Below are 19,522 nucleotides of genomic sequence, written 5' to 3'. Positions count from 1 at the left end.
CGCGCCGACTGAGCGTAGCGACGCTGTTACGCCCACCCAGCCCCTCCCGGGCGTCGTCATCCGGCAGTCCCTGGGCGTGATGGCGGCGGGCTCCGGCCGCCAGCGGAAGGAGGAGGCGAAGCTCGCCGCCTTCAAGGCGACGGCCGACCTGGAGAAGCTCGTCGAGGCCCTCCACGACGAAGCTGGGCACGGCCCCTTCCCGTGGACGCGCTGCTCCCACTGCCTGGACCTCATGGGCGTCAAGAGCATGGGGGTGCGCAATGGGTAGCCCGGCCCGCGCCGCCTCCGCGCCCGCCGTCCGCGAGCGCCCCATCCTCTTCTCCGGGCCGATGGTCCGCGCGCTGCTCGACGGCCGGAAGACGATCACCCGGCGCCTGATGAAGCCGCAGCCCACCATCGACCGGATGGGGAACCTCTGCTGGAAGGGTGCGTGCTTTGGCCAGGGCCTCGATGGGCGTCCCTGGGCCCGCGAACTGAACCGCCGAAGCCCCCTCGGCCAACCCGGGGACCGGCTCTGGGTGCGCGAGACGTGGGCGCTGGCCTTCCCGCACACCGACGAGTCGGGCCGCTACGTGGAGGACTGGTCCGACTGGACGCGCAAGATTCCGAAGAAGGACCCCGGCTCGGGTTGGCAGGTCCTCCACGCTGCGACGTACGGCGAGCAGTCGGAGCCTGTCGAGGACCGTGGTTTCCGGTACCGCCCCTCCATCCACATGCCGCGCTGGGCCTCGCGCCTGACGCTGGAGGTGGTGTCCGTCCGCGCCGAGCGCCTGCAAGACATCACCGAGGAGGATGCGAAGGCGGAGGGCGTGATGCCAGTCGACGACCCGTTCCAGGGGGATGCGGAGTACTGGCAGTGCTACGAGCCGAAGTGCGTGCGCGAAGGCGGCTGCGCTGGCGTCCTGTCCGCGCGCAAGTCCTTCGAGACGCTCTGGCGCTCCATCAACGGGGCCGAGTCCTGGGACGCCAACCCGTGGGTGTGGCGAATCGAGATGCGCCGGGTGGAGGTGCGCCATGGATAGCACCGGCGACACGACCCGCGCCTCCGAGTTGCTTCAGGCTGCGTTCCCCGGAGGCATCACCGTCGCCGAGTTCGAGCGGGCTGCCGCCGTGGTCCTGAAGGCGGTCGGCTGGACGCCGAAGCCTCCGCCCCACCAGCGCGTCGGCGCCCTGGTTCGCGACGCACTGAAGGGGCGCGGCCCGATGACCTACGAGCAGCTCCAGGAGGCCACCGGCCTGTCCGTCGGCGCGGTCTCGAACGGGCTCAAGGCCAGCGGCGCCATCGTCGTCCGGCAGTTCCACAGGAAGAGCAGCGGCTCCGGTTCCGGCAAGCCGACGAACGTGTACGGGCTGCCCAATGGCACGCCCGCCGAGACGACGCCCGCCATCATGGACGACGGTCACATCCAGGCGTGCGGGAACGGTGGCGAGGACTGGCGGAACTGCTCCCCGGAGTGCCGCAAGGCCCAGAAGGCCGCGAAGTAGCAGCACCAGCAGTCCAACCACGAAAGGGAGAGCCATGACGACCAGCAGCAGCAGCACCGACACCGCGCCCCAGGCGCCCAACCCCTTGCGCGTCCCCGACCTGCGCGTCGGCCTGGACGTCTACTTCCACACGAGCGAGGTTTATCGCCACCTCACCGACGGCACGGGCAGCGTCACGTCCGAGCAGGCCCTGGCGACCCCTCTGGCCGCGAAGGTCGCCAAGGTCATCAACGCCGAGACGGGCAGCGTGAACCTCGCCGTCCTCAACGCCGACGGCTACTGGGAGCGCGTGGAGAACGTGGCGATGGGCGGCGCTGGCGAGTTGGTCGACCGCACCTGGCGCATTCCGTAGAACGCAGCACCAACAGCACGCGCCTCGGCCCGCTGAGGGCCTGACGGCAGCACCCGCCTCCGGGCGGTCCCTCTGCTCCGGCAGCTGGAGCACGGCACGCAGTCCCCCGCGCGAGCGCAGCAGTAGCGCAGCCGGGTCTCCACACCCGCCCGTCACAGGGCCGCGCGGAAGCGCGAGGGAGACGTGCCATGTCGACGAAGAGGGGCGCCCGCGCGGCGCCGCGCAGCACCAGCGAACGGACGGCAGTGCCCAACGAGCTTTCGCTCGACCACGTCGGCCTGAAGATGCAGCTGAAGCACATCGCCAGCCGCACGAACCTCGTGATGGTCGTCGACCAGAAGGTGGCCGCACGGCTCGTCACCGCCATTGACTGCGCCTCTGCGCTGTCGACGGACGCCATCAATCACGAGCGCAAGCTGGAGTCCCTCCGGCAGCAGCTCTCCACCGTGCAGGCCCTGGTGCGCGGCGCGGCCGAGGCCTTCGACGGCACGCCCACGGGCCAGGTGCTGGCGGGGCTCGACATCCAGATTCACGCCGTCGTGAAGGGCGGTGCCCGGTGAGCGCGTCCAACACGAAGACGGCGGCCCAGGCGTGGCGCACGGGGCTGCGCTGGTTCAGCGAGCATGGCCCCCACGAGTACGGCTTCGGCGTGCCGACGGCGCACGGCGAGGTGCTCGTCACCTTCCGCGCGAAGGAGGGAATGAGCGAGGACGACGCCCGGGCGCTCCAGTCCGTCCTCCAGTCGGTGCCCGCGCTCCAGGCGCGCATCGCGGAGTTGGAGTCCGTCGTCAACACGCCCGACACGGAGAAGCTGGAGGCCATCCGCGCTCGGCACGCCGCTGCGACGGAGGGGCCGTGGAAGTGGTTCGGCTACGTCTCGCGGCCGGGCCGGAGCGCGAACCTCAACCGCCTCTACCTCGCGACCGTCAACCGAGGGCGGCGCTTCGTCATGAACTTCGTGCGGATGGGGATGCGCAGCGCGCAGCCGCGCTTCCAGCCCCCGCCCGGCGGCCTGATGGTCGAAGCCTCGAAGCTGGTCACCTACGAGGTGGACTACCGGGACGACGTCGCCGGCATCTCCGCCCCGGATGCCGTCTTCATGGAGTCCTCCTGGCAGGACGTGAAGGACCTGCTCGGCATGGTGGCCACCCTTCAGGCCCGGGTGACGCACCTGGAGGGGCTGATTCAGGACGAGTGCGAACGGCACCGGGACAACCTCCTGGAGCGCGACGCGGCTCGGGCCTTCGCGTTGGACTTCGCCACCACCGCCGAGGCTGCCGTCGCCAACCATCGTGGGCCCAAGACGGGCATGCGCGCCCCCTATCACGGGGACTTCGCCAACCTCATGCCGTCCATCGCGTCGGACCTGGGGAAGTGGGCGCGCGCGGCGCGGGCCTGCCTCGCCTTCCGGTCCGCCCCCACCATCGCCCCCGCTTCCGAGCGCGCGGAGTGGAGCACCGCCGAGGCCCCCTCCACCACGAAGGAGGACTCGCGATGAGCTGCCCCATGCCCCCGCGCGCGCCCCGTGGCGGCGCCCCGCTCATCGTCCTCACCGAGCGCCAGGAGGACGTCCTCATCTTCATCGCGAGCTACTCGAAGGCGAAGGGCTTCGCGCCCAGCAACAAGGACATCCGCGCGCACTTCGGCTGGGGTTCCTCCAACACCGTCGCCGACCACCTGGAGGCCCTCGCCCGGAAGCACTGCCTCACCTGGGAGCCGGGTCTCGCGCGCACACTGCGCCTCACCGAAGCGGGCCAGGACGCCGTCGCGCGTCGGCAGGCCCAGCAGCAGGCGGGGGCGAGCCATGCGTGACGCCGCCCTCGTCATCGCCGCGGTGGCGCTCTTCGTCGCCGCGTACGTGGTGCGCGGCTCCGTGTGGTGGTGGCCCATCACGGGCGCCTACGCCGCCTGCGTCTCCGCCTTCTGGCGGCGCGTCTGGCGTCGCCGTCCCCAGCCCGAGTCCACCCTTTCCGCGCCGCGCCTGCGGCTCGTCGTCGACAACACCCGCTGCACCCGGAGCCGTCCATGAAGCGCAACTGCCGAGGCCTCGTCGTGGACCTGTTCGCTGGCGGGGGAGGGGCCTCCACTGGCATCGAGGCGGCGCTCGGGCGCGACGTGGACGTGGCCATCAACCACAGCGCCACCGCGCTCGCGGTCCATGCCGCCAACCACCCGCGCACGAAGCACCTCACCGCGGACATCTGGGACGTGCCGCCGCGCGAGGCCACCGGCGGGCGTCCGGTGGACGTTCTCTGGGCCAGCCCGGACTGCACACACTTCAGCGTCGCGAAGGGCGGGACGCCCCGTGAGAAGGGCATCCGGAGCCTGGCGTGGGTGGTCATCGACTGGGCGCGCGACGTGCGCCCGCGCTGCATCTTCATCGAGAACGTGGCCGAGTTCCGCACGTGGGGCCCGCTCGGAGAGGACGGCCGCCCGGACAAGGCGCGCATGGGCGAGACGTTCGAGCAGTGGCGCGGCGTCCTGGAGCTCATGGGCTACACGGTGGACTTCCGCGTCCTGGACGCGTCGCTCTATGGCGCCCCCACGAAGCGCCGCCGCCTCTTCCTGGTGGCTCGCTGCGACGGGCAGCCCGTCCGCTGGCCGGAGCCGACGCACGGCCCGGGGAAGCTGCCGCTGCGCACCGCCGCCGACTGCATCGACTGGAGCCTCCCGTGCCCGAGCATCTTCGAGAGGAAGAAGCCGCTCGCGGAGAAGACGCTCTGGCGCATCGCGGAGGGCCTGCGCCGTTTCGTGCTGGAGAACCCGGAGCCCTTCATCGTCGGGTGCGGTGGGCGCGCGGGCCAGACGCCGCCGACGCCCGTCGGCGCTCCGGTGGGGACCATCACCGCGAAGAATGACCGCGCCCTGGTGGTGCCCTCCATCATCAAGGTCAACCACGGGGGCGAGGCGTCGCGCGGCGAGCCCATCGACGCGCCGCTGTCGACGGTTACCGCGCAGCGCCGGGGACACGCCCTGGTGGTACCGACCATGGTCACCATCGACCACGGCACGTCCAGCGCGGGGATGACGTCCGCCGATGCGCCGCTGCCGACCGTGACGACAGAGAACCGCCATGCCGTCGTGGCCCCGACGCTGGTGCAGACGGGGTACGGCGAGCGCCCCGGCCAGCGCGCCCGCTACCTGGACCTGCATCAGCCGCTGGGCACCGTGGTGGCCGACGGCCAGAAGCACGCCCTCGTCAGCGCGTTCCTGTCGAAGCACTACGGGGGCGTCGTGGGCGTCCCTTTCGACGGGCGTCCCCTCGACACCGTCACCGCCCAGGACCATCACGCTCTGGCGGCGGTGACGCTCGCTCACTTCCGTGGCACGGGCGAGGGACAGCCCGGGGCCCGGTCGGTCACAGAGTCGCTGCCCACCATCACGGCGGGGGGCATCCACGTGGCTGAGGTCCGGGCGTTCCTCACCAGCTACTACGGCGACGATGCCACCTCGGGCCAGCGCGTGGACCGGCCCCTGCGCACCATCACCGCCAAGGCGCGGATGGGCCTCGTCACGGTCGCGGGCGTCGAGCACCAGATTGTGGACATCGGCATGAGGATGCTCGAACCGGAGGAACTTCTCCGCGCGCAGTTCGGCCGCTTCGCCGCGACGTACGACCTGAGCGCCGCGACGTCGAAGGCCGCGAAGGTGCGCCTCATCGGGAACAGTGTCTGCCCCGAGGCGGCCGAGGCTGTGGTGCGCGCGAACCTGGGCGACAGCTTCCAGGAACTGGAGGCCGCATGAGTTGCCCGCGCCCCGCCATCGACGATGTCCTCTCCGGGCGCGCGGACTGGGCGCTCATCCATGGCCGCGCCGAGGACGTCCTCCCCCGTCTGCCCCGGCGCGCGGTGGCTCACGTCCTGACGGATCCGCCGTACTCGCCTGCGGTTCACAGCCTGCAGCGGCGGATGAAGCTCGGCTCCGGCAGCAAGAACTCCGCGACGGGCACCCACCGCGTCGCGTTCGCGCCCCTGGGGTTCGACGCCCTCACCCCGGAGCTGCGCCGCCTGTGCGGCGTGCACCTCTCCCGGGTGGCCCGGCGGTGGCTGCTGGTGAAGTGCGACGCCGAAGGCCAGGCCGCGTGGCAGGCGGAACTGGAGCGCGCGGGCGCCCGCCACGTCCGCGTCGGCGTCTGGCACAAACTGGGCGCCCAGCCCCAGTTGTCCGGGGACCGGCCCGCCGTCGGTCACGAAGCCTTCGAGGTGGCGCACGTCCGCGGGGAGCGCCTGCGCTGGAATGGTGGCGGGCTCCATGCCGTCTGGACGCATCCCATCGCGACTGGGCAGCGGATCCACACCACCCAGACGCCCGTGTCCCTGTGGCTGGAGCTGGTGACCCAGTTCACCGAGCCGGGCGAGCTCATCCTGGACCCCTTCGCCGGCAGCGGCAGCCTGGGCGTTGCCTGCCTCCGCCTGGGCCGCCGCTACCTGGGCGTCGAGATGCAGGCCCACTACGCCGAAGCGGCCCGGGGCTGGCTGGCGGCAGAGGCGCAGGGCCTCTCGCTGAGCGCAGCCCGCGCTGGGCAGATGGGGCTCTTCGCCGGAGCGGTGCCATGACCTGCCTGTACCTTCACCTGACGGCGCATGCCGTCCGTCGCGGCGCGGAGCGGCTCCAACTCAACCAGGAGCGACTGCTCGCCCGGGCCGCCCACGTCTACCGGCACGGGACGCCGCTGCAGGACTGCCCCGGGCCGCTGCGCACCTGGCTGGAGCAGGAGGCGCGGCTGCACCCGGGGAGCCTGCCGCTCGTGCGCGGGCGGCAGGTGTTCGTCTTCGCGCCCCTGCCGCGCCTCACTCTCGTCACCGTCGTCCTCATCCCCAAGCCCTTCATGGCTCACCTGCGTCACCTGACGGGTGTCGGGCGAGCCTGTTTTCCGCAGCAGCACGCCAGCAAGGATTGACGCCATGGCCAGGATTCGCTGCATCAAGCCGGACTTCTTCATGGACGAGGACCTGGCCGCGCTCTCCCCGCTGGCGCGCCTGCTCTTCATCGGGCTCTGGACTCTGGCTGACCGCGACGGGCGCCTTGAGGACCGGCCGGCGCGGCTCAAGGCCAGCGTCTTCCCCTACCACGAGGCGGATGTTCAAGGGCTGCTGACCGAGTTGGAGCGCGGGCACTTCATCCAGCGGTACGAGGCAGACGGGAAGCACTGCATCGCCGTCCGGAACTTCAAGAAACACCAGCGCCCCCACCCCAAGGAGACGTCCTTCGGCCTCCCCCCACCGCCGGAGCCGGGAACAAACACGGCAAGCCGTGAACGGCCACGGCAGGGTGTGGATGCATCCCGTCGAGTACCGGTGGTTGTTGGGAATGGAGATGGAGATGGTTGTGGGAATGGAGATGGTTTCCCGGCTCCGCCGGAAGGCCTCCCGCTGACGGTTCGCAGCGAGGACGGCTACACGCCCCCACCGTCCGCCCAGCCGGAGGAAGGCGGAGAGTCTCAACAGGAACTGCTGCCCCACGAGCCCCCGCCCAGCACGGAGCCGCCGCTGGGGGACCTGCTCGACGCCGACTTCCAGGCGCTGCGCGGGGCCGAGTACCGGCGGGACCGCGCGGACCCGGCGGCAATGCGCGAGCTCCTCGCCAAGGGCGCCCCCGCGGAGATTCGCCGACGGTGGCGCATCGGCATCGCCGTCACCGGGTACGGACGCTGCTCGAAGTGGGGCGACCTGGTGCGCTTCTGGAACGACCACGCGACGGCGCCGCCTGAGCGCTCCGGGTCCCCGCCCGGGAAGCCCCCCGCCCGCTCCCTCAACCGTGACGACTACCGCGAAGGCCCCGTGGAGACCCTGTGAAGACGCCTGGAGAAATCATCGAGACCGCGCCCTCGCGCTGGGGCGCCCCGCGTCTGGCGGAACTGCTGCGCGGCGCGCTCTCCAACCCACGGAAGCGCACCCCTGAGGAGTTGGCCGCGCTCGAGCGCGAGTGGAAGGAGCGCGAAGCCGCGGAGCGCGAGGCCCACGAGTCCGCCCAGGCGCAGACGTGGCCCATGCACCTCCGCCTGTGCGGCGCCCCGGTGGAGGCGGTGGCGGCCCTCACCGGGAAGCCACCGCTGCCGACGCCCGCGCTGGAGACGGCCCGCCAGGCGCTGAAGGAGCAACTGCGCACCGTCGTGCTGTCCGGCTTCACTGGGGCCGGGAAGACGGTGGGCGCGTGCGAACTCTTCCGCGCGGCGACGCGGGTGGAGACGCGCACCGGCCAGCGCCTGACGGAGTGGGACTACAGCGCGGGCCTCTTCCTTCGCTGGACGCAGCTCAAGCGCGTCAGCGACTACCTCGCCGAGGACCGGGCGCTGTACCACCGCGCGTGCACGGTGCGCGTCCTCGTGCTGGACGACCTGGGCGGCATGCCTGGGGAGACGCTCGGCGCTCGCCACCGGGAGTTGCTGGAGGAACTCGCCGACCGCCGCGACCGGCCCGGGCTTGTGACGGGCTACACCACCAACCTGTCCATCCACGCCGTCGACGGCGCGCCGAGCGCCTTCCGCGCCTGGGCGGGGGAGCGCGTGGTGTCGCGCATGTGCCGCCGGGGGACGTACGCCCTGCGCGACTGCGGCACCCGGGACCTGCGAACTGGCAAGGACGGTGCGCCGTGAGCTGCAAGCCGAAGCGGCCCGAAGAGCGCGTGCGCTTCCCCCGGCGTGGCGCCACCACCGCGGAGGAGTTCCGCGAGCTGCGCACGCGGGCGATGGCTCGGGTGGCGCGCGGAGAGTCCGTCCGCGAGGTTGCCCGGGACATGAGCGTGTCCGAGGACACCATCAGCCAGTGGCTGTCCCGCGCGCGGAAGGGCCGCGGCCCCGGGCCCTACGTGCCGTCGCAGCGCCTTGCCTTCCACGGGCCCTGCGCGGAGCCCGGGTGCGGGCGCCGGTGCGCCAGCAAGCACGGGTACTGCCAGAAGCACGCGAGCGTCTACGTGTACCGGGACACCGGACAGGGGAGGGCGTCTTGAACTCCGTCCTCCTGGCCTGCGGCAGCAGCGGCCTCCACCTGGGCCACCTCCCGGTGTTGCGCGCGTACATGCGGCGCTTCGCGGGACACCCGGGGATGGGACTCATCCACGGCGCCGGGGACCCGCGCAAGGTGGACGAGCCCGAGGCCTTCGGTGCGGACCGGCTGTGGGAAGTGGCCGCCGCCGTCGAGTGGCCCTGGTTCGACGTCCTGGCGGTGTCGCGCTACCCCGCGGACTGGAAGTGCCAGGGACACCGAGCGGGCCCGCTGCGCAACGAGGCGATGCGGGACGCGCTGCGCGCGCTCGCCGCCCAGGGCCACCGCGTGGGCTGGGTGGCCGCGCACACGGATCCGGAGATGGGGCGCGGCACGCGGCACATGGTCGAACTCTGCCGGGCTGAGGGGTGGCCGGGCCGGGTGCTGATTCTCGCCGCCGACGGGCGGCTGCTTGAGGAGGTGCGGTGATGCCGCTGTGCAAGATGGAGAAGACGCTGACGTGCCACTGCGGCACGGTGTTTCGGAGTCGTCACTCGCGCGCGCGGTGGTGCAGCCGCTCCTGCACCCAGAAGGCGAAGCGGCAGGGGATAGCGAAGTCCTACGACCCGGAGGACCCGGGCGAGCGGTACAACGTGCCGCTGGACGGGGTCGACGTCGAGGCGAGCGAGCGGCGCCGTGAGGAGCGCATCGCCCGCGTCATCGCCGAGGGCGTGCCTCTGGCGGCGCTGCGCGAGCGCTTCGACTGCTCGGAGCAGGTCCTCCGCCGTGTGGCCGAACTCCGCGGGCTCACCATCCACACTGGACTCCCCGGGGGCATCCCGGTGCTGGGGGCGTGACATGTCCTGTAATCGCAAACATCCCCTGCCGAAGGTGGGCGAGCGCTTCGCGAAGTGGACCGTGACGGAGACGGCGCTGCACGTGGACGAGAAGCCTGCTGTCCGCGTCCGCTGCGACTGCGGGACCGAGCGGGTCTCGCTGGAGTCGAACCTGCGGCGCTCGGACACGCGCGGCTGTTTCCGGTGCGCTCACCCGGCGCGGTCGGCCGAGTGCCGCCGGTGCGGCGAGCCCTTCCGGCCGCGGAGCGCGGCCGCCGAGTTCTGCTCGCGGTCCTGCGCGGCCAACTATCGGGTTTCCAGACGCGCGCCCAAGCCCGCGCCGACGCCTCGGGCTCCGCGCCCCTCAATGGCGGACCGGTTCTGGGCGAAGGTCGATAGGACGAACGCCAGCGGCTGCTGGGAGTGGCAGGGCGCGCGGCTCAAGAGCGGGGGATACGGGGCGTTCCGCATCGGGGACAAGACGGTTCGCGCGTCACGGCTGGCCTGGGAGCTCACGCACGGGCCGGTGCCAGAGGGGCTCATCGTTCGCCACCTCGCCTGCGACAACCCGCCCTGCTGCAACCCGGCCCACCTGGCGCTGGGGACGATGCAGGACAACGTCGACGACAAGGACCGGAAGGGGCGCGGACGGAACCAGGGTGGGCCCTGGACGCGGAAGAACTGGAAGCCCACGGCGGTGTCCTCGTGAGACACGCCTGCCGTCGTGACGCCAATGAGAAGCCCATCGTCCAGGCGCTCCGCCTCGCCGGGTGGACCGTGGAGCGCGTCAACGCCACCGGCTTCCCCGACCTCGTCTGTGTCCGCCGCGGGCAGGTGCTGCTGCTGGAGGTGAAGGCAGCGAAGCGGGGCCGGATGATGCCCGCGCAGGTGGAACTCCACGCCCGGCTCCGCGCGGCGGGACTGGCCGTCGCCATCGTCACCTCGCCCGAGGAAGCGCTGGCGGCGACCCGCGGCGAGGTGGTGCGGACGGCCCTCGACGTCCGCGCAGAGAGGCGCCCAGGCAAGGCTCCCAGGGCAGCGGCGGGGCCCACGTGGCAGGCCCTGCCCGAGGCCGCTGGCGCCACGCAGGACGCGCCGGGGCTCCCAACCCCTGGCCCTGGCCCGTCCGAACCGATGGCGGGCCCGCCACGGCCGCCACGCGCGAAGTCTGAAGGGGTGTCCCGGCCCCCGAAGTCCACCCAGAAGGACTGGAAGTCCCTGGCGAAGCCCGCCAGCTACCCAGCGAAGGAGGAGCCATGACGTGCAGGGAGGTCAGGGTGTGTCACTGCGGCAACCCAGTGCCGGACACCCGGGGGAAGCGCGGCGGGCCGCCGAAGTGGTGCAGCCGTAGGTGCGCGGCGGCTGCGTCCAGGCGAGGCCTCTCGGCGCGGCGCGTGCCGAACGGCCAGGGACGGCAGACGGACGTCACCCTGGCCGAGCGCGAGTACTGCCGGCCGGAGGGAATGACCGAGGAGGAGGCACGGGCGCGCAGGTACCGCATCGCCGCGGACATGCTGCGCGCCGGCCATTCCACGGCGGAGGTGATGGAGCGCTTCAGCGAGTCGGGCATTTCCATCGGGGAGGTATGCCGCGTTCACGGGGTGCGCCTCCCGGCCAAGGGAGGCCACCTTCCTGCCGGCCTCCCTTCCTGGTGACGCCATGGCCTGCTCAGCTCAACAGCGGCCCGACGGGCCCCTCACCGCGGAGCGCCAGGCGCTGGTGCTCCAGTGGATGCCGTACGCGCGGGGCCTCGCGTCCCGCTACCAGCGGCGGCACGCCGGGCTCGCCGCCCATGGGGAGGATCTGCTGGCGGCGGCGTGGCTCGGGCTCGTGGTGGCCGCCCGCCGGTGGGAGCCCGCCCGCGCACCGTTCGTCACCGTGGCCTCGTGGTGGGTGCGCGCGGCGCTGCAGCGGTACTTCGCCCGGAGCGTCTACGCAGTTCCGGTCTCAGGGACGGACGGCTTCGACCGCCTGCGCGTCGCCTCCATCAACACCACGGTCGTCACCGGGCCGGACGGGGATGCCGTGGACTGGCAGGAACAGTTCCCGGCCGCAGAGGCGGACGTCCCCCTGGAGGAGCGCCTCGATGCCGCGCTCCACGGGGCGTGGCTGATGCGCGCTGCCCGGCGCGAGGTGGTGAGACGCATGTGCCGCAAGGGCAGCCGCGAGGAGGCGTCCCGCATCGCCGCGCGCGCCTTCCTGGAGCGGCAGCAGGACAACACTCCTGTAGCACTGCTCGCGGAGCGCTACGGGGTGTCGCGCCAGGCGATGGATGTGGCGCTGAAGAAGGCCGGGGCCGCCTTCGAGTCCTGGGCCGCCGAAGTCCGCGGGGAGTCGTAGCCGTGGCCCGCAGTTCGCGGGAGCAGCTTGAGCTCCTCTGGCGGCGCCAGCGGCACGGCAGCGCGGCCCGATGGAGGAGGTCGACTCCATGCACGCGGATATGGGCATCCGCCCCAACACCCTCTACCCGATGCTCCCCGCCCGCGCCGGGCATCCCCGCGTGAATTCAAGGGCTTGGATGACCCCACGAAAAGGGTGTTGCTGAAGGCCCTTAACGAGGCTTGTAAATTCACGAAAGAGGCGCCGAGAAACACTGTCCCTGAGTGATCATAGATTGCAAAGATCGATCCTGCCTCTGCACAGGGTTTACGGCGGGGGTGTCGTTGACACATAGGGTGACCACTCGTAGCGTGGCTTCAGTCGCGGACGCCGAGGCAAGCCCAAAAGAAAAGGCGCCCACCTGGCAGGGTGGACGCCTAATCCCGCGGAGGCGCTTCGGCACCCCACGACTCACGAAGTAATAGTCGCGCGTCTAGTGGTGCAAATCAAGCGCGCGGCAGAACGTGCGGCAAAAGGAGCGAATGGGAGAGCAAAACAAGGAACGGAATGCAGTGCGATCGCAGGAAAACGAATCATCGTTGCCGGCTGAGACGCTTCGGCACCCCACGACTCACACCCGTCGTGTCGAAGCGCTCTCCCAGCAGAAAGGGAAGGGTGCGTCCATGGGCGACCCAATGGTGAAGATGTGGCTCATCAAGGGGGTCGGTACGACCGCTGCGGTGCTCCACCTCGTCTACAGCCTCCTCAAGATCCACTGGGACAAGTAGTCGAGCCCGGCTGAGCCGTGACCGGTATGGCAGTGCTGGTCCGCATTCAGCGCGAGGACCGCGAGCGAGGCATGTGCTGGTGGCAGTTGTGCATGGTGCGCCCTGGAGCTGACGGGCGCATTGTGTGTTTGCCGCGCCCACCCTGGGGCGGGCGAATGATGTGCCTGACCCCAGCGCGGAGAGAAAGCGGCGAAAGGTCGGCCCGCCCAGGATGATTCCCGGGCGGGCCGCTCTACTTCAGGCCGAACGTGTACCGGATGCCCGCGCCGGCCATCCGCTCGCGCTGGTTGGTTTCGGTGAAGGCGAAGATGCCCAGGTTCTGCCGGAGCCTCGCACCGCCTTCGAGCCGCGCGTACGCGCCCGTGAGCGACGACATTCCGACCTGGGCCTCCAGGTAGCCGGTCCGCACCGGCACATCGCTCAGCACTCGCGACAGCCCCGCGGCTACTTCACGCCGCGGGGCATCGAAGGGACCGCCGCCGTCCTGATAGCGTCGAGGGCCGCGCTAGCGCCGACAGAACCCGCGCCCAGGGACGCGAGCTTCTCGGCCGTCTTCTCCTGCCCGTGCATCGACTTCCACAGGGCCACCGCCTCGCGTTCCGCATCCAGGGTGCTCGTGTAGCCCTTCGCCGCGAGCGCGTCGCGGAAGTACTCCAGCGCCACCGCAGCCTTGTTATCCAGCGTCGTCGCCGTGCGGCTCTTGAGGTCGTTCACGGCGAAGTAGGCCAGCTCGACGGCACGGGCGAACGTCTTCAGGTAGTCCTCGGCCTTGTCCTTCTTCCACGCGCGGACCAGCGCGACGATGCCGGTGACGATGCCGGTCGCGAGCAGGCCGAGCACCTCCGGGCTGGACAGCAGTCCGATGAGGATGCTGGTGCCGACGGAGGTGGTGGTCTCCGCGGCGAGCGCGGACGGCGCGGCGAGGACGACCGCGAGGCACGCGGCCAGGGTGAGACGCTTCTTCATGGTGTTGCTCCCGTTGGGGGTTGAGCTGCACCACGAAGAAGGGGCGCCCTAGACGCGCGGGGGCGCGGGCCTACTTCCTCTTCGGGGGGAGGCAGGCGCGCACGGCGGCGTCCTTGGCCGACAGCAGGTGGTTCAGGGCCAGGGTGCGCTGCGGACATCGCGGCACCGGGCCGCCCAGCGTGACGTTGCCCGCCTCCGGCGCGTTGTCGCCCAGGGAGAGCGCGTGCGCCAGATCGGAGAACGCCTTGCTCACCGCGCGGAGCTGCGTGTTGGGCAGGTGGTCGTAGCTGAAGTACTGGAGCGCGTCATCGCTAGGAGGGGCGGCAGGAGTGGAGGTCGAGGCATCGGACGGCGTGGTCATGGACTGCTCCGTGAACAACGGGGTTGGACTGCACCAGAAGGAAAGGGCGCACGCGCCGCGTCAGGAGACGAAGGGCAGGCGCCGGAAGCCCAGCAGGTCGGGCCGGTACGTCACGTGAGTGAAGGCCTTCACCTTCGCGTCCGCGCGTTCCGCGTCCTCCAGCGTGAGCGTCTTGCTGCCGCCGCCGGACGCGCCCACCACCACGCCCGCGCCCACGTGCACCATGACGTGGTCCGGGTCCCCGGCCTTGCCGTACAGCACCAGGTCGCCGGGCTGCAGGTACGCCACGCTCGCCACCGGCGCGCACTCCGCCCACAGCCGGTCCGTGTTGTGCGTCGCCCGCCAGTCCTTCCCGCCCACCTGGCTGAAGGCCCACGTCACGAGGCCGGAGCAGTCGAAGAGGCGCGGGCCGTCCGCCGACACGCGTTGACCCTTCGCGCCCCAGCGGTAGGGCGCGTGCATCTGCGCGAGGACGAGGGCGAGGAAGGCGGCGCGCTGCGAGGTGATGATGGGCACGAAAGGCTCCGGGGATTGCGAGGTGTCCACCGGAGAAGGGGTGTCGCTGGCTTGGTCGGGCGAAGGCACATAAAATACCCAGCCTCACAACGCCTATCCCAACCCCACCAATGACCTCAGCGAAAAAGAATAGACCTGCCAAGGCCAGCAAGAACGAAGCAAAGCCCCGGCGCATCGACAGCAGAGAAGCAATATTGGAAATGGCCAACAAGGACCTTGACGTAATCGCAAAATCAGTCGCAACAGAGACAGATCGTGGCTGCGTCTTGGTTTTCGCCGCTTACATTGACGAGGAGCTGGGGAAAGTCCTCCGAGCTTTTTTCATTGATGATCCGAAGCTGGCCGACGCCCTGCTCGAAACCGAGAAGCCGCTTGGGACTTTCTCTGCTCGCACCAAGGCCTGCCTCGCTCTAGGGCTCATATCCAGGAAAACATTCAGAGCCATAGAGCTAGTCAGGAAAACAAGAAATGAATTCGCACACATCAAAGAGGAGGCATCATTTAACTCCCCCAGCGTGAGAGAGCGGCTCAAGGAACTACCCTTGCCCCTCGACCCAGAGCACGCCAAGGCAGCCGCCAAAGCCTCGCTTAGAGATAGGTTTATAAGCTGCATGATTTCTCTCGCAGCCAATATTCACACATCTTTGCTTCTCGACTCACAACGAAAAGAACGAGTACTCAGAGGGGAAAACTAGACAGGCATGACCTATGGGCGACTGGAGCCAACATCCTTTGGGTTCACCACGTTGGCGGCGTGCTGGAGCTGACAGGAGGTGCGCTCCCCCATCAGCAGCGTGACGTGGTTCACCACCTGGTGCAGCTGCGGCCGCGCGGCGCCCATCCAGTCCTCCAGGGCCCGGAGGCGCAGTTCGAACACCTTCAGCATGGCGCTGTGCTCATTCACCACGCGCAGCTCCGTCTTGATGTCGCGCACGTCCTGAGCCACCGCGCCCAGCGACTGCACCAGCAGGGGCACCTGGTCCACGGCGGACTCGTGCTTCGTCTGCCGGCGCGACAGCAGGCCGTTGAGGAGCGGAACCAGGAGCTGGCTTACTGCCAGGATGAGGACGGCGGACTCGGTGCTGACGGGGGGCATGCCCCACAGAAGGGGCGGCGCCTCACCCTGGGGCACGTGGGCTGCGAGGCCCAGCGGGCGTCCAGCGCGTCCACGCCCACCGAGACACCTCTCCGGCCGGGCCGGGCACGAGCTCGCGGCGCCATCGTCTGCCGCCCGGGCCTCGGTGGAAGCCGCGAGGGAGCACCACGCCCGCGGAGCACCCAGGCATCGGGCACGGCAGGTCCTTGCGCTTGCGGGGGCAGGAACAGGGCGTCACAGCCCCAGCTCCGCACGCCAGCCGGGCACGAACATGTCCAGTTCGCCGGGCACGAACATGTCCAGTTCGCCGGGCACGAACATGTCCAGTTCGCCGGGCGCGAACCCACCACGCTCCGCGAGCCGCCCCAGGGACTGGTCGGTGGTGCGGTAGCGCCTGGAGTACTCGGCGTATGCGCGCTCAGCCAGGGCCCACGGGATGGTCCTGGGTATCCCGTTGTCGAGGTCCTTCTGAATCACGAGGAGGGGGAAGCGGCGCTCGTTCATCGCGCGGACTCCGCGTCCCGGCCGTCGGAGTCCCATCCGAACCAGCCGAGGTGCAGGCGGCCCACGGCCTCCTGGACGCGCTCCTGGGGGATGCCGCTGTCGTACAGGAGCCCATCGAGCCACGGAGCCACGGGTTCCAGGGCGCCCACCTCGCGCCCCTCATAGTCCGTCACCGTCATGCGGCCTGGGTGGTTGGTCATGCCCGGGAGAAGGGGCGGAGGCCATCCGTGCCACCTCACCGAGTCGGGGCGAGGGGCAGGACGCAGACGATGGTCTTGATGCGGCAGCCCCGGCAGTGGACGGAGGCGGCAGGACGCAACCGGTTGAGGGCGTACTGCACCTCCACCGGCGATGAGCACTGCGGGCAGAGCAAAGGCTCGGGGAGACGGGCGCGCGCCTCCACCATGCGCTCCAGCGCATCCCAGTCCTTCGGCTGCTCGGGCGGCGGTGCCATGCCCCTGACGCTGGCGCAGTCGAGGGCGGCCCGACAAGGAGCGTGACACCCAGCCCACAGACAGCCCCCTGGGGTGGGAAACCACACATGTAGGATAAATTTAGGATTGCTCGGCGCGCTGCAATCCTGCGCTGCGGAAATCTCCCGGAAATCCCCGGCGAACTCTGAGACGACCCCCTGATTTTTTGGCCCCTACGCGTTCCTGGCGGGCCGCTGGCGCGTCTTCTGCGCTCGCACGTGGACGTAGGCGCTCCTCCGCGCGCGTGCGCTGGCGCCCCTTCTGGAAGGCATGGCCCGCCACCGCGACTCCGGGGCCGAGCGCGAGCCCGACGAGGCCGTGAGTCTCGACCCGCTCCTCAACTACCGGCCCCTGGGAAAGCCCGGGCCGGTGACGACGCTGACGCCCCAGCTCGGCGCGCAGCTGTGCCGGCGCATCGCAGCAGGCGACACCCTGCGCGACGCCGCTGCCGCCGTCGGCACCACGGACACCGTCGTCCAGGGCTGGCGCACGCGCGGCGCCGAGGCCATCGAGCGCGAGACGGAGGACGTCTACACGGCGTTCGTCATGGAGTACGAGGCCGCCGCCGCGCACTTCCGCCGCGTCCTCCAGGCCTCCGCGATGGAGAACATCGGCAACCGCGCCTTCAACGACAAGTTCGTCCGCTGGCGCCTAGCGACGAGTGACCCGAAGAACTTCACCCTCCCTCGCACCGCCGGGCCCAGCAGCAGCGACGGCGGCGCCTTCGAACTCGTCACCCCGGAGGAGGCGCAGAAGACGCTGGCCGACCGGCTGGCGCGGTTCCTCGACAACGAGGCCAAGAAGGCGATGCCGCCTCCGGCGGAGGCGGAGGAGTAGCCGCCCCTTCTCGGAGGGCATGGCCAAGGCCGCCGCTGTCACCGCCGGGAAGGACCTGCTCAAGGGCCTGCCCGTCATCCGCCCGGAGACGCACGGCCGGCACTCCGTCCTGGATCGGATGGCGTTCCAGCTCCGAAAGGAGTTCGGCACCACCGAGGGCTTCGCGGACAGGCTGGGCCTCTCCACCCAGGAACTGCTCGTCCTCTACTACGAGCCTGAGTACTCCCTTCGCCCCGCCCAGCAGCCCCCGGATATGGTGTCCGCGGAGTACGCCCGCTGGCGCACCTGGTTCCTCCTGGGGGGGCGCGGCGCCGGCAAGACACACGCGGGCGCGGCCTCCGTCATCCGCGAGGCGAAGGTAGACCCCGAGGCGCGCATCCTCATCGTCGGCCCGACGTACACGGAGATTCAGAAGAACCAGCTGGAGGGCCCCAGCGGCATCCTCACCCTGGCGCCCCCGTGGTTCCGCCCCGAGCACCTGAAGTCGAAGAAGCAGCTCGTCTTCCCCAACGGCGTGAAGGCCGACTACCTGCCGGCAGCCGACGCCGACAAGTTCCGTGGCTACGGCTACACCTTCGAGTGGCTGGACGAGGTGGTGGCCTGGAAGAAGGACCCCGTCGCCGTCTTCACTGAGTGCGGTCGCGTCGGCCGCGGCACGTCCGCGCGGATGCGGCGGCTGGGCCTCTCCAGTCGCAAGGTCATCACCACCACGCCCGCGCCCACGGAGCTCTTCCGCGAGATTCTCAAGCAGCGCCGGGGCCTCGTCCTCTCGCGCTCCAGCACGTTGGACAACAGCGCCCACCTGGACGACGACTACGCGCTCCAGGCCCTGGACGCGAAGAAGAGCGCCATCGGCCGCCGTGAGTTCTACGGCGAGCTGGAGTTCGACCTGGACCCGGCGCTCTTCCGAGGCGTGGACTGGAATGCCTCGCGCGTGAAGCCGAAGGACGCGCCATCCGTCTTCGACTTCATCGTGGTGGGCCTGGACCCCGCCACCGGCGAGAAGAAGGGCGCGGACATGCACGGCATCGTCGTGGTTGGCGTCCGCCGTGAGGAGGACGGGCGCGACCACGCCTACGTGCTCGCGGACCTTTCGCTGAAGAGCCCGGAGCCTGCGGCCTGGGCGAAGAAAGCCGTGGCTGCGCTCAAGGCGTGGGCGCCTCACGCGAAGAAGGACAGCTCGGACCGGCCGCGGGCGTGGATATTCGCGGAGACGAACACGGGCGGCAGCATGGTGACGTCCACCATCCACACGCTGGAGAAGGTGAAGGTGCTCACCGAGCGCGCGCGCAACTCGAAGGCGGAGCGTGCCGCGCCCGTCTCCATGCTCGCGGCGGCGGGACTCGTGCACATGGTGGGCAAGCACGAGAAGCTCGAGGAGCAGCTCGGCAAGTTCACCGGGGCGCCCGGCGGCCACGCGCGGGATGATCGCGTGGACGCCATGGTGTGGCCCATCTACAAGCACGTCGTGAAGATGCGGAGAAACATCGGTGCGGCCTCGGGATCCTCTCAGCCCGACGACATCACTGAATGAGCAGTCTTGACCACTGCACCTAACCCAGGCCTTGTTTTGCGTGGTCTGCCGGACGCCATTCAATATCCGAAGGACTCCGTGCATAGCGTGGGCAGGCGCATTCACTGAGTGCCGCCCAGCCGTGGCTACGTAGCTACTGGCAGAGGTTCTGTGTGTAAGACGACATACAGCTGTAATCGAGAGACTTGACGACGCCCACCTTCATCGGGAATCCCGGAATGAAGAAATAGAAATCATCCCTGAAGGAGCTGTTACATGTTTCGCCTGCTGGAACCATTCCGGTGCATACGCCTTGGAAAATCTTTTGGAGTTCCAGCGCGGCATTCTCTTGGGCTTGAGCCCCGGTAAACCCTATGCCTGCTGCCTGAGCAGCGTGTCTTGCCGCCTCGCAATAGGGGACCGTGCGGTCCGAGTCCGGTGGACGTGGGTCCGGTCGGAAGTTGGGAGGCATGGTCTCGCACCCCTCTATGCCGTTGTGAAGCGAGAGGATGCGAGCCTTGCCGGCGGAGTCTCTACCCGTAAAGAAGACGTA

Annotated in this window: 31 protein-coding genes; 22 read left to right on the top strand and 9 right to left on the bottom strand. The window is 70.1% G+C overall.

Translation table 11 applies throughout. The features are described 5' to 3' along the window. The first annotated feature begins 79 nt into the window (after positions 1 to 79). The 18 genes from JYJ93_RS32415 to JYJ93_RS32330 all read left to right on the top strand — a co-directional run bounded on the left by JYJ93_RS32415 (position 80) and on the right by JYJ93_RS32330 (position 10,856). Positions 80 to 268, top strand: coding sequence for a hypothetical protein (locus JYJ93_RS32415; RefSeq protein ID WP_206798422.1), 189 nt, complete (start codon positions 80 to 82; stop codon positions 266 to 268). Beyond that, on the top strand, positions 261 to 1,022 hold the full coding sequence (locus JYJ93_RS32410) for a hypothetical protein (RefSeq protein WP_206798421.1): 762 nt from the start codon (positions 261 to 263) through the stop codon (positions 1,020 to 1,022). Before JYJ93_RS32415 ends, JYJ93_RS32410 begins: the two co-directional genes overlap by 8 nt. Further along, complete coding sequence (locus JYJ93_RS32405) at positions 1,015 to 1,485, top strand: hypothetical protein (protein WP_206798420.1); 471 nt, start codon at positions 1,015 to 1,017, stop codon at positions 1,483 to 1,485. The genes JYJ93_RS32410 and JYJ93_RS32405 overlap by 8 nt, the downstream gene beginning before the upstream one ends. Before the next feature lie 34 nt (positions 1,486 to 1,519). Next, on the top strand, positions 1,520 to 1,837 hold the full coding sequence (locus JYJ93_RS32400) for a hypothetical protein (protein WP_206798419.1): 318 nt from the start codon (positions 1,520 to 1,522) through the stop codon (positions 1,835 to 1,837). A 188-nt stretch (positions 1,838 to 2,025) separates the two neighbouring features. Continuing rightward, on the top strand, positions 2,026 to 2,397 hold the full coding sequence (locus JYJ93_RS32395; RefSeq protein ID WP_206798418.1) for a hypothetical protein: 372 nt from the start codon (positions 2,026 to 2,028) through the stop codon (positions 2,395 to 2,397). Beyond that, complete coding sequence (locus JYJ93_RS32390; RefSeq protein ID WP_206798417.1) at positions 2,394 to 3,335, top strand: hypothetical protein; 942 nt, start codon at positions 2,394 to 2,396, stop codon at positions 3,333 to 3,335. The genes JYJ93_RS32395 and JYJ93_RS32390 overlap by 4 nt, the downstream gene beginning before the upstream one ends. Further along, positions 3,332 to 3,649, top strand: coding sequence for a hypothetical protein (locus tag JYJ93_RS32385; RefSeq protein ID WP_206798416.1), 318 nt, complete (start codon positions 3,332 to 3,334; stop codon positions 3,647 to 3,649). Before JYJ93_RS32390 ends, JYJ93_RS32385 begins: the two co-directional genes overlap by 4 nt. Further along, on the top strand, positions 3,642 to 3,866 hold the full coding sequence (locus JYJ93_RS32380; RefSeq protein ID WP_206798415.1) for a hypothetical protein: 225 nt from the start codon (positions 3,642 to 3,644) through the stop codon (positions 3,864 to 3,866). The genes JYJ93_RS32385 and JYJ93_RS32380 overlap by 8 nt, the downstream gene beginning before the upstream one ends. Beyond that, on the top strand, positions 3,863 to 5,581 hold the full coding sequence (locus JYJ93_RS32375) for a DNA cytosine methyltransferase (RefSeq protein ID WP_206798414.1): 1,719 nt from the start codon (positions 3,863 to 3,865) through the stop codon (positions 5,579 to 5,581). Before JYJ93_RS32380 ends, JYJ93_RS32375 begins: the two co-directional genes overlap by 4 nt. Next, positions 5,578 to 6,393: a site-specific DNA-methyltransferase gene (locus JYJ93_RS32370; protein WP_206798413.1), complete on the top strand. Its 816-nt coding sequence runs from the start codon at positions 5,578 to 5,580 to the stop codon at positions 6,391 to 6,393. The genes JYJ93_RS32375 and JYJ93_RS32370 overlap by 4 nt, the downstream gene beginning before the upstream one ends. Then, positions 6,390 to 6,737, top strand: a complete 348-nt coding sequence (locus tag JYJ93_RS32365; RefSeq protein WP_206798412.1) for a hypothetical protein — start codon at positions 6,390 to 6,392, stop codon at positions 6,735 to 6,737. Before JYJ93_RS32370 ends, JYJ93_RS32365 begins: the two co-directional genes overlap by 4 nt. A gap of 4 nt (positions 6,738 to 6,741) precedes the next feature. After that, positions 6,742 to 7,632: a hypothetical protein gene (locus tag JYJ93_RS32360; protein WP_206798411.1), complete on the top strand. Its 891-nt coding sequence runs from the start codon at positions 6,742 to 6,744 to the stop codon at positions 7,630 to 7,632. Beyond that, positions 7,629 to 8,432, top strand: a complete 804-nt coding sequence (locus tag JYJ93_RS32355) for a hypothetical protein (RefSeq protein ID WP_206798410.1) — start codon at positions 7,629 to 7,631, stop codon at positions 8,430 to 8,432. The genes JYJ93_RS32360 and JYJ93_RS32355 overlap by 4 nt, the downstream gene beginning before the upstream one ends. Continuing rightward, a complete protein-coding gene (locus JYJ93_RS32350) occupies positions 8,429 to 8,785 on the top strand; it encodes a helix-turn-helix domain-containing protein (protein WP_206798409.1) in 357 nt (118 codons plus the stop codon). Before JYJ93_RS32355 ends, JYJ93_RS32350 begins: the two co-directional genes overlap by 4 nt. Next, positions 8,782 to 9,249: a hypothetical protein gene (locus JYJ93_RS32345; RefSeq protein WP_206798408.1), complete on the top strand. Its 468-nt coding sequence runs from the start codon at positions 8,782 to 8,784 to the stop codon at positions 9,247 to 9,249. Before JYJ93_RS32350 ends, JYJ93_RS32345 begins: the two co-directional genes overlap by 4 nt. Further along, a complete protein-coding gene (locus JYJ93_RS32340; RefSeq protein ID WP_206798407.1) occupies positions 9,249 to 9,617 on the top strand; it encodes a hypothetical protein in 369 nt (122 codons plus the stop codon). The genes JYJ93_RS32345 and JYJ93_RS32340 overlap by 1 nt, the downstream gene beginning before the upstream one ends. 1 nt (position 9,618) lies before the next feature. Continuing rightward, positions 9,619 to 10,305 carry an HNH endonuclease signature motif containing protein gene (locus tag JYJ93_RS32335; RefSeq protein WP_206798406.1) on the top strand — a complete coding sequence of 229 codons (687 nt, stop codon included), beginning with the start codon at positions 9,619 to 9,621 and terminating at the stop codon, positions 10,303 to 10,305. Continuing rightward, positions 10,302 to 10,856 (top strand): hypothetical protein, encoded by a 555-nt coding sequence (locus tag JYJ93_RS32330; protein WP_206798405.1) that lies wholly within the window; start codon positions 10,302 to 10,304, stop codon positions 10,854 to 10,856. The genes JYJ93_RS32335 and JYJ93_RS32330 overlap by 4 nt, the downstream gene beginning before the upstream one ends. 22 nt (positions 10,857 to 10,878) lie before the next feature. Here the strand turns inward: JYJ93_RS32330 and JYJ93_RS32325 are convergent, their stop codons facing one another. Then, positions 10,879 to 11,172, bottom strand: coding sequence for a hypothetical protein (locus JYJ93_RS32325; protein ID WP_206798404.1), 294 nt, complete (start codon positions 11,170 to 11,172; stop codon positions 10,879 to 10,881). 83 nt (positions 11,173 to 11,255) lie between these two features. On the opposite strand from JYJ93_RS32325, the gene JYJ93_RS32320 reads away from it, so the two are divergent. Beyond that, positions 11,256 to 11,936, top strand: a complete 681-nt coding sequence (locus JYJ93_RS32320; RefSeq protein ID WP_206798403.1) for a sigma factor — start codon at positions 11,256 to 11,258, stop codon at positions 11,934 to 11,936. A 999-nt stretch (positions 11,937 to 12,935) separates the two neighbouring features. Here the strand turns inward: JYJ93_RS32320 and JYJ93_RS32315 are convergent. The 4 genes from JYJ93_RS32315 to JYJ93_RS32300 form a co-directional block, all read right to left on the bottom strand. Then, positions 12,936 to 13,130: a hypothetical protein gene (locus JYJ93_RS32315; protein WP_206798402.1), complete on the bottom strand. Its 195-nt coding sequence runs from the start codon at positions 13,128 to 13,130 to the stop codon at positions 12,936 to 12,938. Between the two features lie 17 nt (positions 13,131 to 13,147). Then, positions 13,148 to 13,669, bottom strand: coding sequence for a hypothetical protein (locus tag JYJ93_RS32310; RefSeq protein ID WP_206798401.1), 522 nt, complete (start codon positions 13,667 to 13,669; stop codon positions 13,148 to 13,150). 70 nt (positions 13,670 to 13,739) lie between these two features. Further along, complete coding sequence (locus tag JYJ93_RS32305) at positions 13,740 to 14,030, bottom strand: hypothetical protein (RefSeq protein WP_206798400.1); 291 nt, start codon at positions 14,028 to 14,030, stop codon at positions 13,740 to 13,742. Positions 14,031 to 14,090: 60 nt separating this feature from the next. Then, positions 14,091 to 14,546: an NlpC/P60 family protein gene (locus JYJ93_RS32300; RefSeq protein ID WP_269013104.1), complete on the bottom strand. Its 456-nt coding sequence runs from the start codon at positions 14,544 to 14,546 to the stop codon at positions 14,091 to 14,093. A gap of 200 nt (positions 14,547 to 14,746) precedes the next feature. Between JYJ93_RS32300 and JYJ93_RS32295 the strand changes: the two genes are divergently transcribed. Further along, positions 14,747 to 15,241, top strand: coding sequence for an MltR family transcriptional regulator (locus tag JYJ93_RS32295; protein ID WP_206798399.1), 495 nt, complete (start codon positions 14,747 to 14,749; stop codon positions 15,239 to 15,241). Positions 15,242 to 15,252: 11 nt separating this feature from the next. On the opposite strand, the gene JYJ93_RS32290 is transcribed toward JYJ93_RS32295, so the two are convergent. The 4 genes from JYJ93_RS32290 to JYJ93_RS32275 all read right to left on the bottom strand — a co-directional run bounded on the left by JYJ93_RS32290 (position 15,253) and on the right by JYJ93_RS32275 (position 16,600). Then, positions 15,253 to 15,642, bottom strand: coding sequence for a hypothetical protein (locus JYJ93_RS32290; RefSeq protein WP_206798398.1), 390 nt, complete (start codon positions 15,640 to 15,642; stop codon positions 15,253 to 15,255). Between the two features lie 234 nt (positions 15,643 to 15,876). Continuing rightward, positions 15,877 to 16,146 carry a hypothetical protein gene (locus tag JYJ93_RS32285; RefSeq protein ID WP_206798397.1) on the bottom strand — a complete coding sequence of 90 codons (270 nt, stop codon included), beginning with the start codon at positions 16,144 to 16,146 and terminating at the stop codon, positions 15,877 to 15,879. Next, entirely contained in the window at positions 16,143 to 16,346 is a 204-nt protein-coding gene (locus JYJ93_RS32280; protein WP_206798396.1) for a hypothetical protein, read from the bottom strand. Before JYJ93_RS32280 ends, JYJ93_RS32285 begins: the two co-directional genes overlap by 4 nt. 35 nt (positions 16,347 to 16,381) lie before the next feature. Next, positions 16,382 to 16,600, bottom strand: coding sequence for a hypothetical protein (locus tag JYJ93_RS32275; protein ID WP_206798395.1), 219 nt, complete (start codon positions 16,598 to 16,600; stop codon positions 16,382 to 16,384). A gap of 289 nt (positions 16,601 to 16,889) precedes the next feature. Between JYJ93_RS32275 and JYJ93_RS32270 the strand changes: the two genes are divergently transcribed. Then, positions 16,890 to 17,456, top strand: a complete 567-nt coding sequence (locus tag JYJ93_RS32270; RefSeq protein ID WP_206798394.1) for a hypothetical protein — start codon at positions 16,890 to 16,892, stop codon at positions 17,454 to 17,456. A gap of 19 nt (positions 17,457 to 17,475) precedes the next feature. Next, entirely contained in the window at positions 17,476 to 18,990 is a 1,515-nt protein-coding gene (locus JYJ93_RS32265; protein ID WP_206798393.1) for a terminase family protein, read from the top strand. The last annotated feature ends 532 nt before the right edge of the window (positions 18,991 to 19,522 follow it).

The sequence above is a fragment of the Corallococcus sp. NCSPR001 genome, from assembly GCF_017309135.1.
Taxonomy (GTDB): domain Bacteria; phylum Myxococcota; class Myxococcia; order Myxococcales; family Myxococcaceae; genus Corallococcus.
The sequence above is the reverse complement of the archived record's forward strand: the minus strand, read 5'-3'. Positions and strand labels throughout refer to the sequence as shown.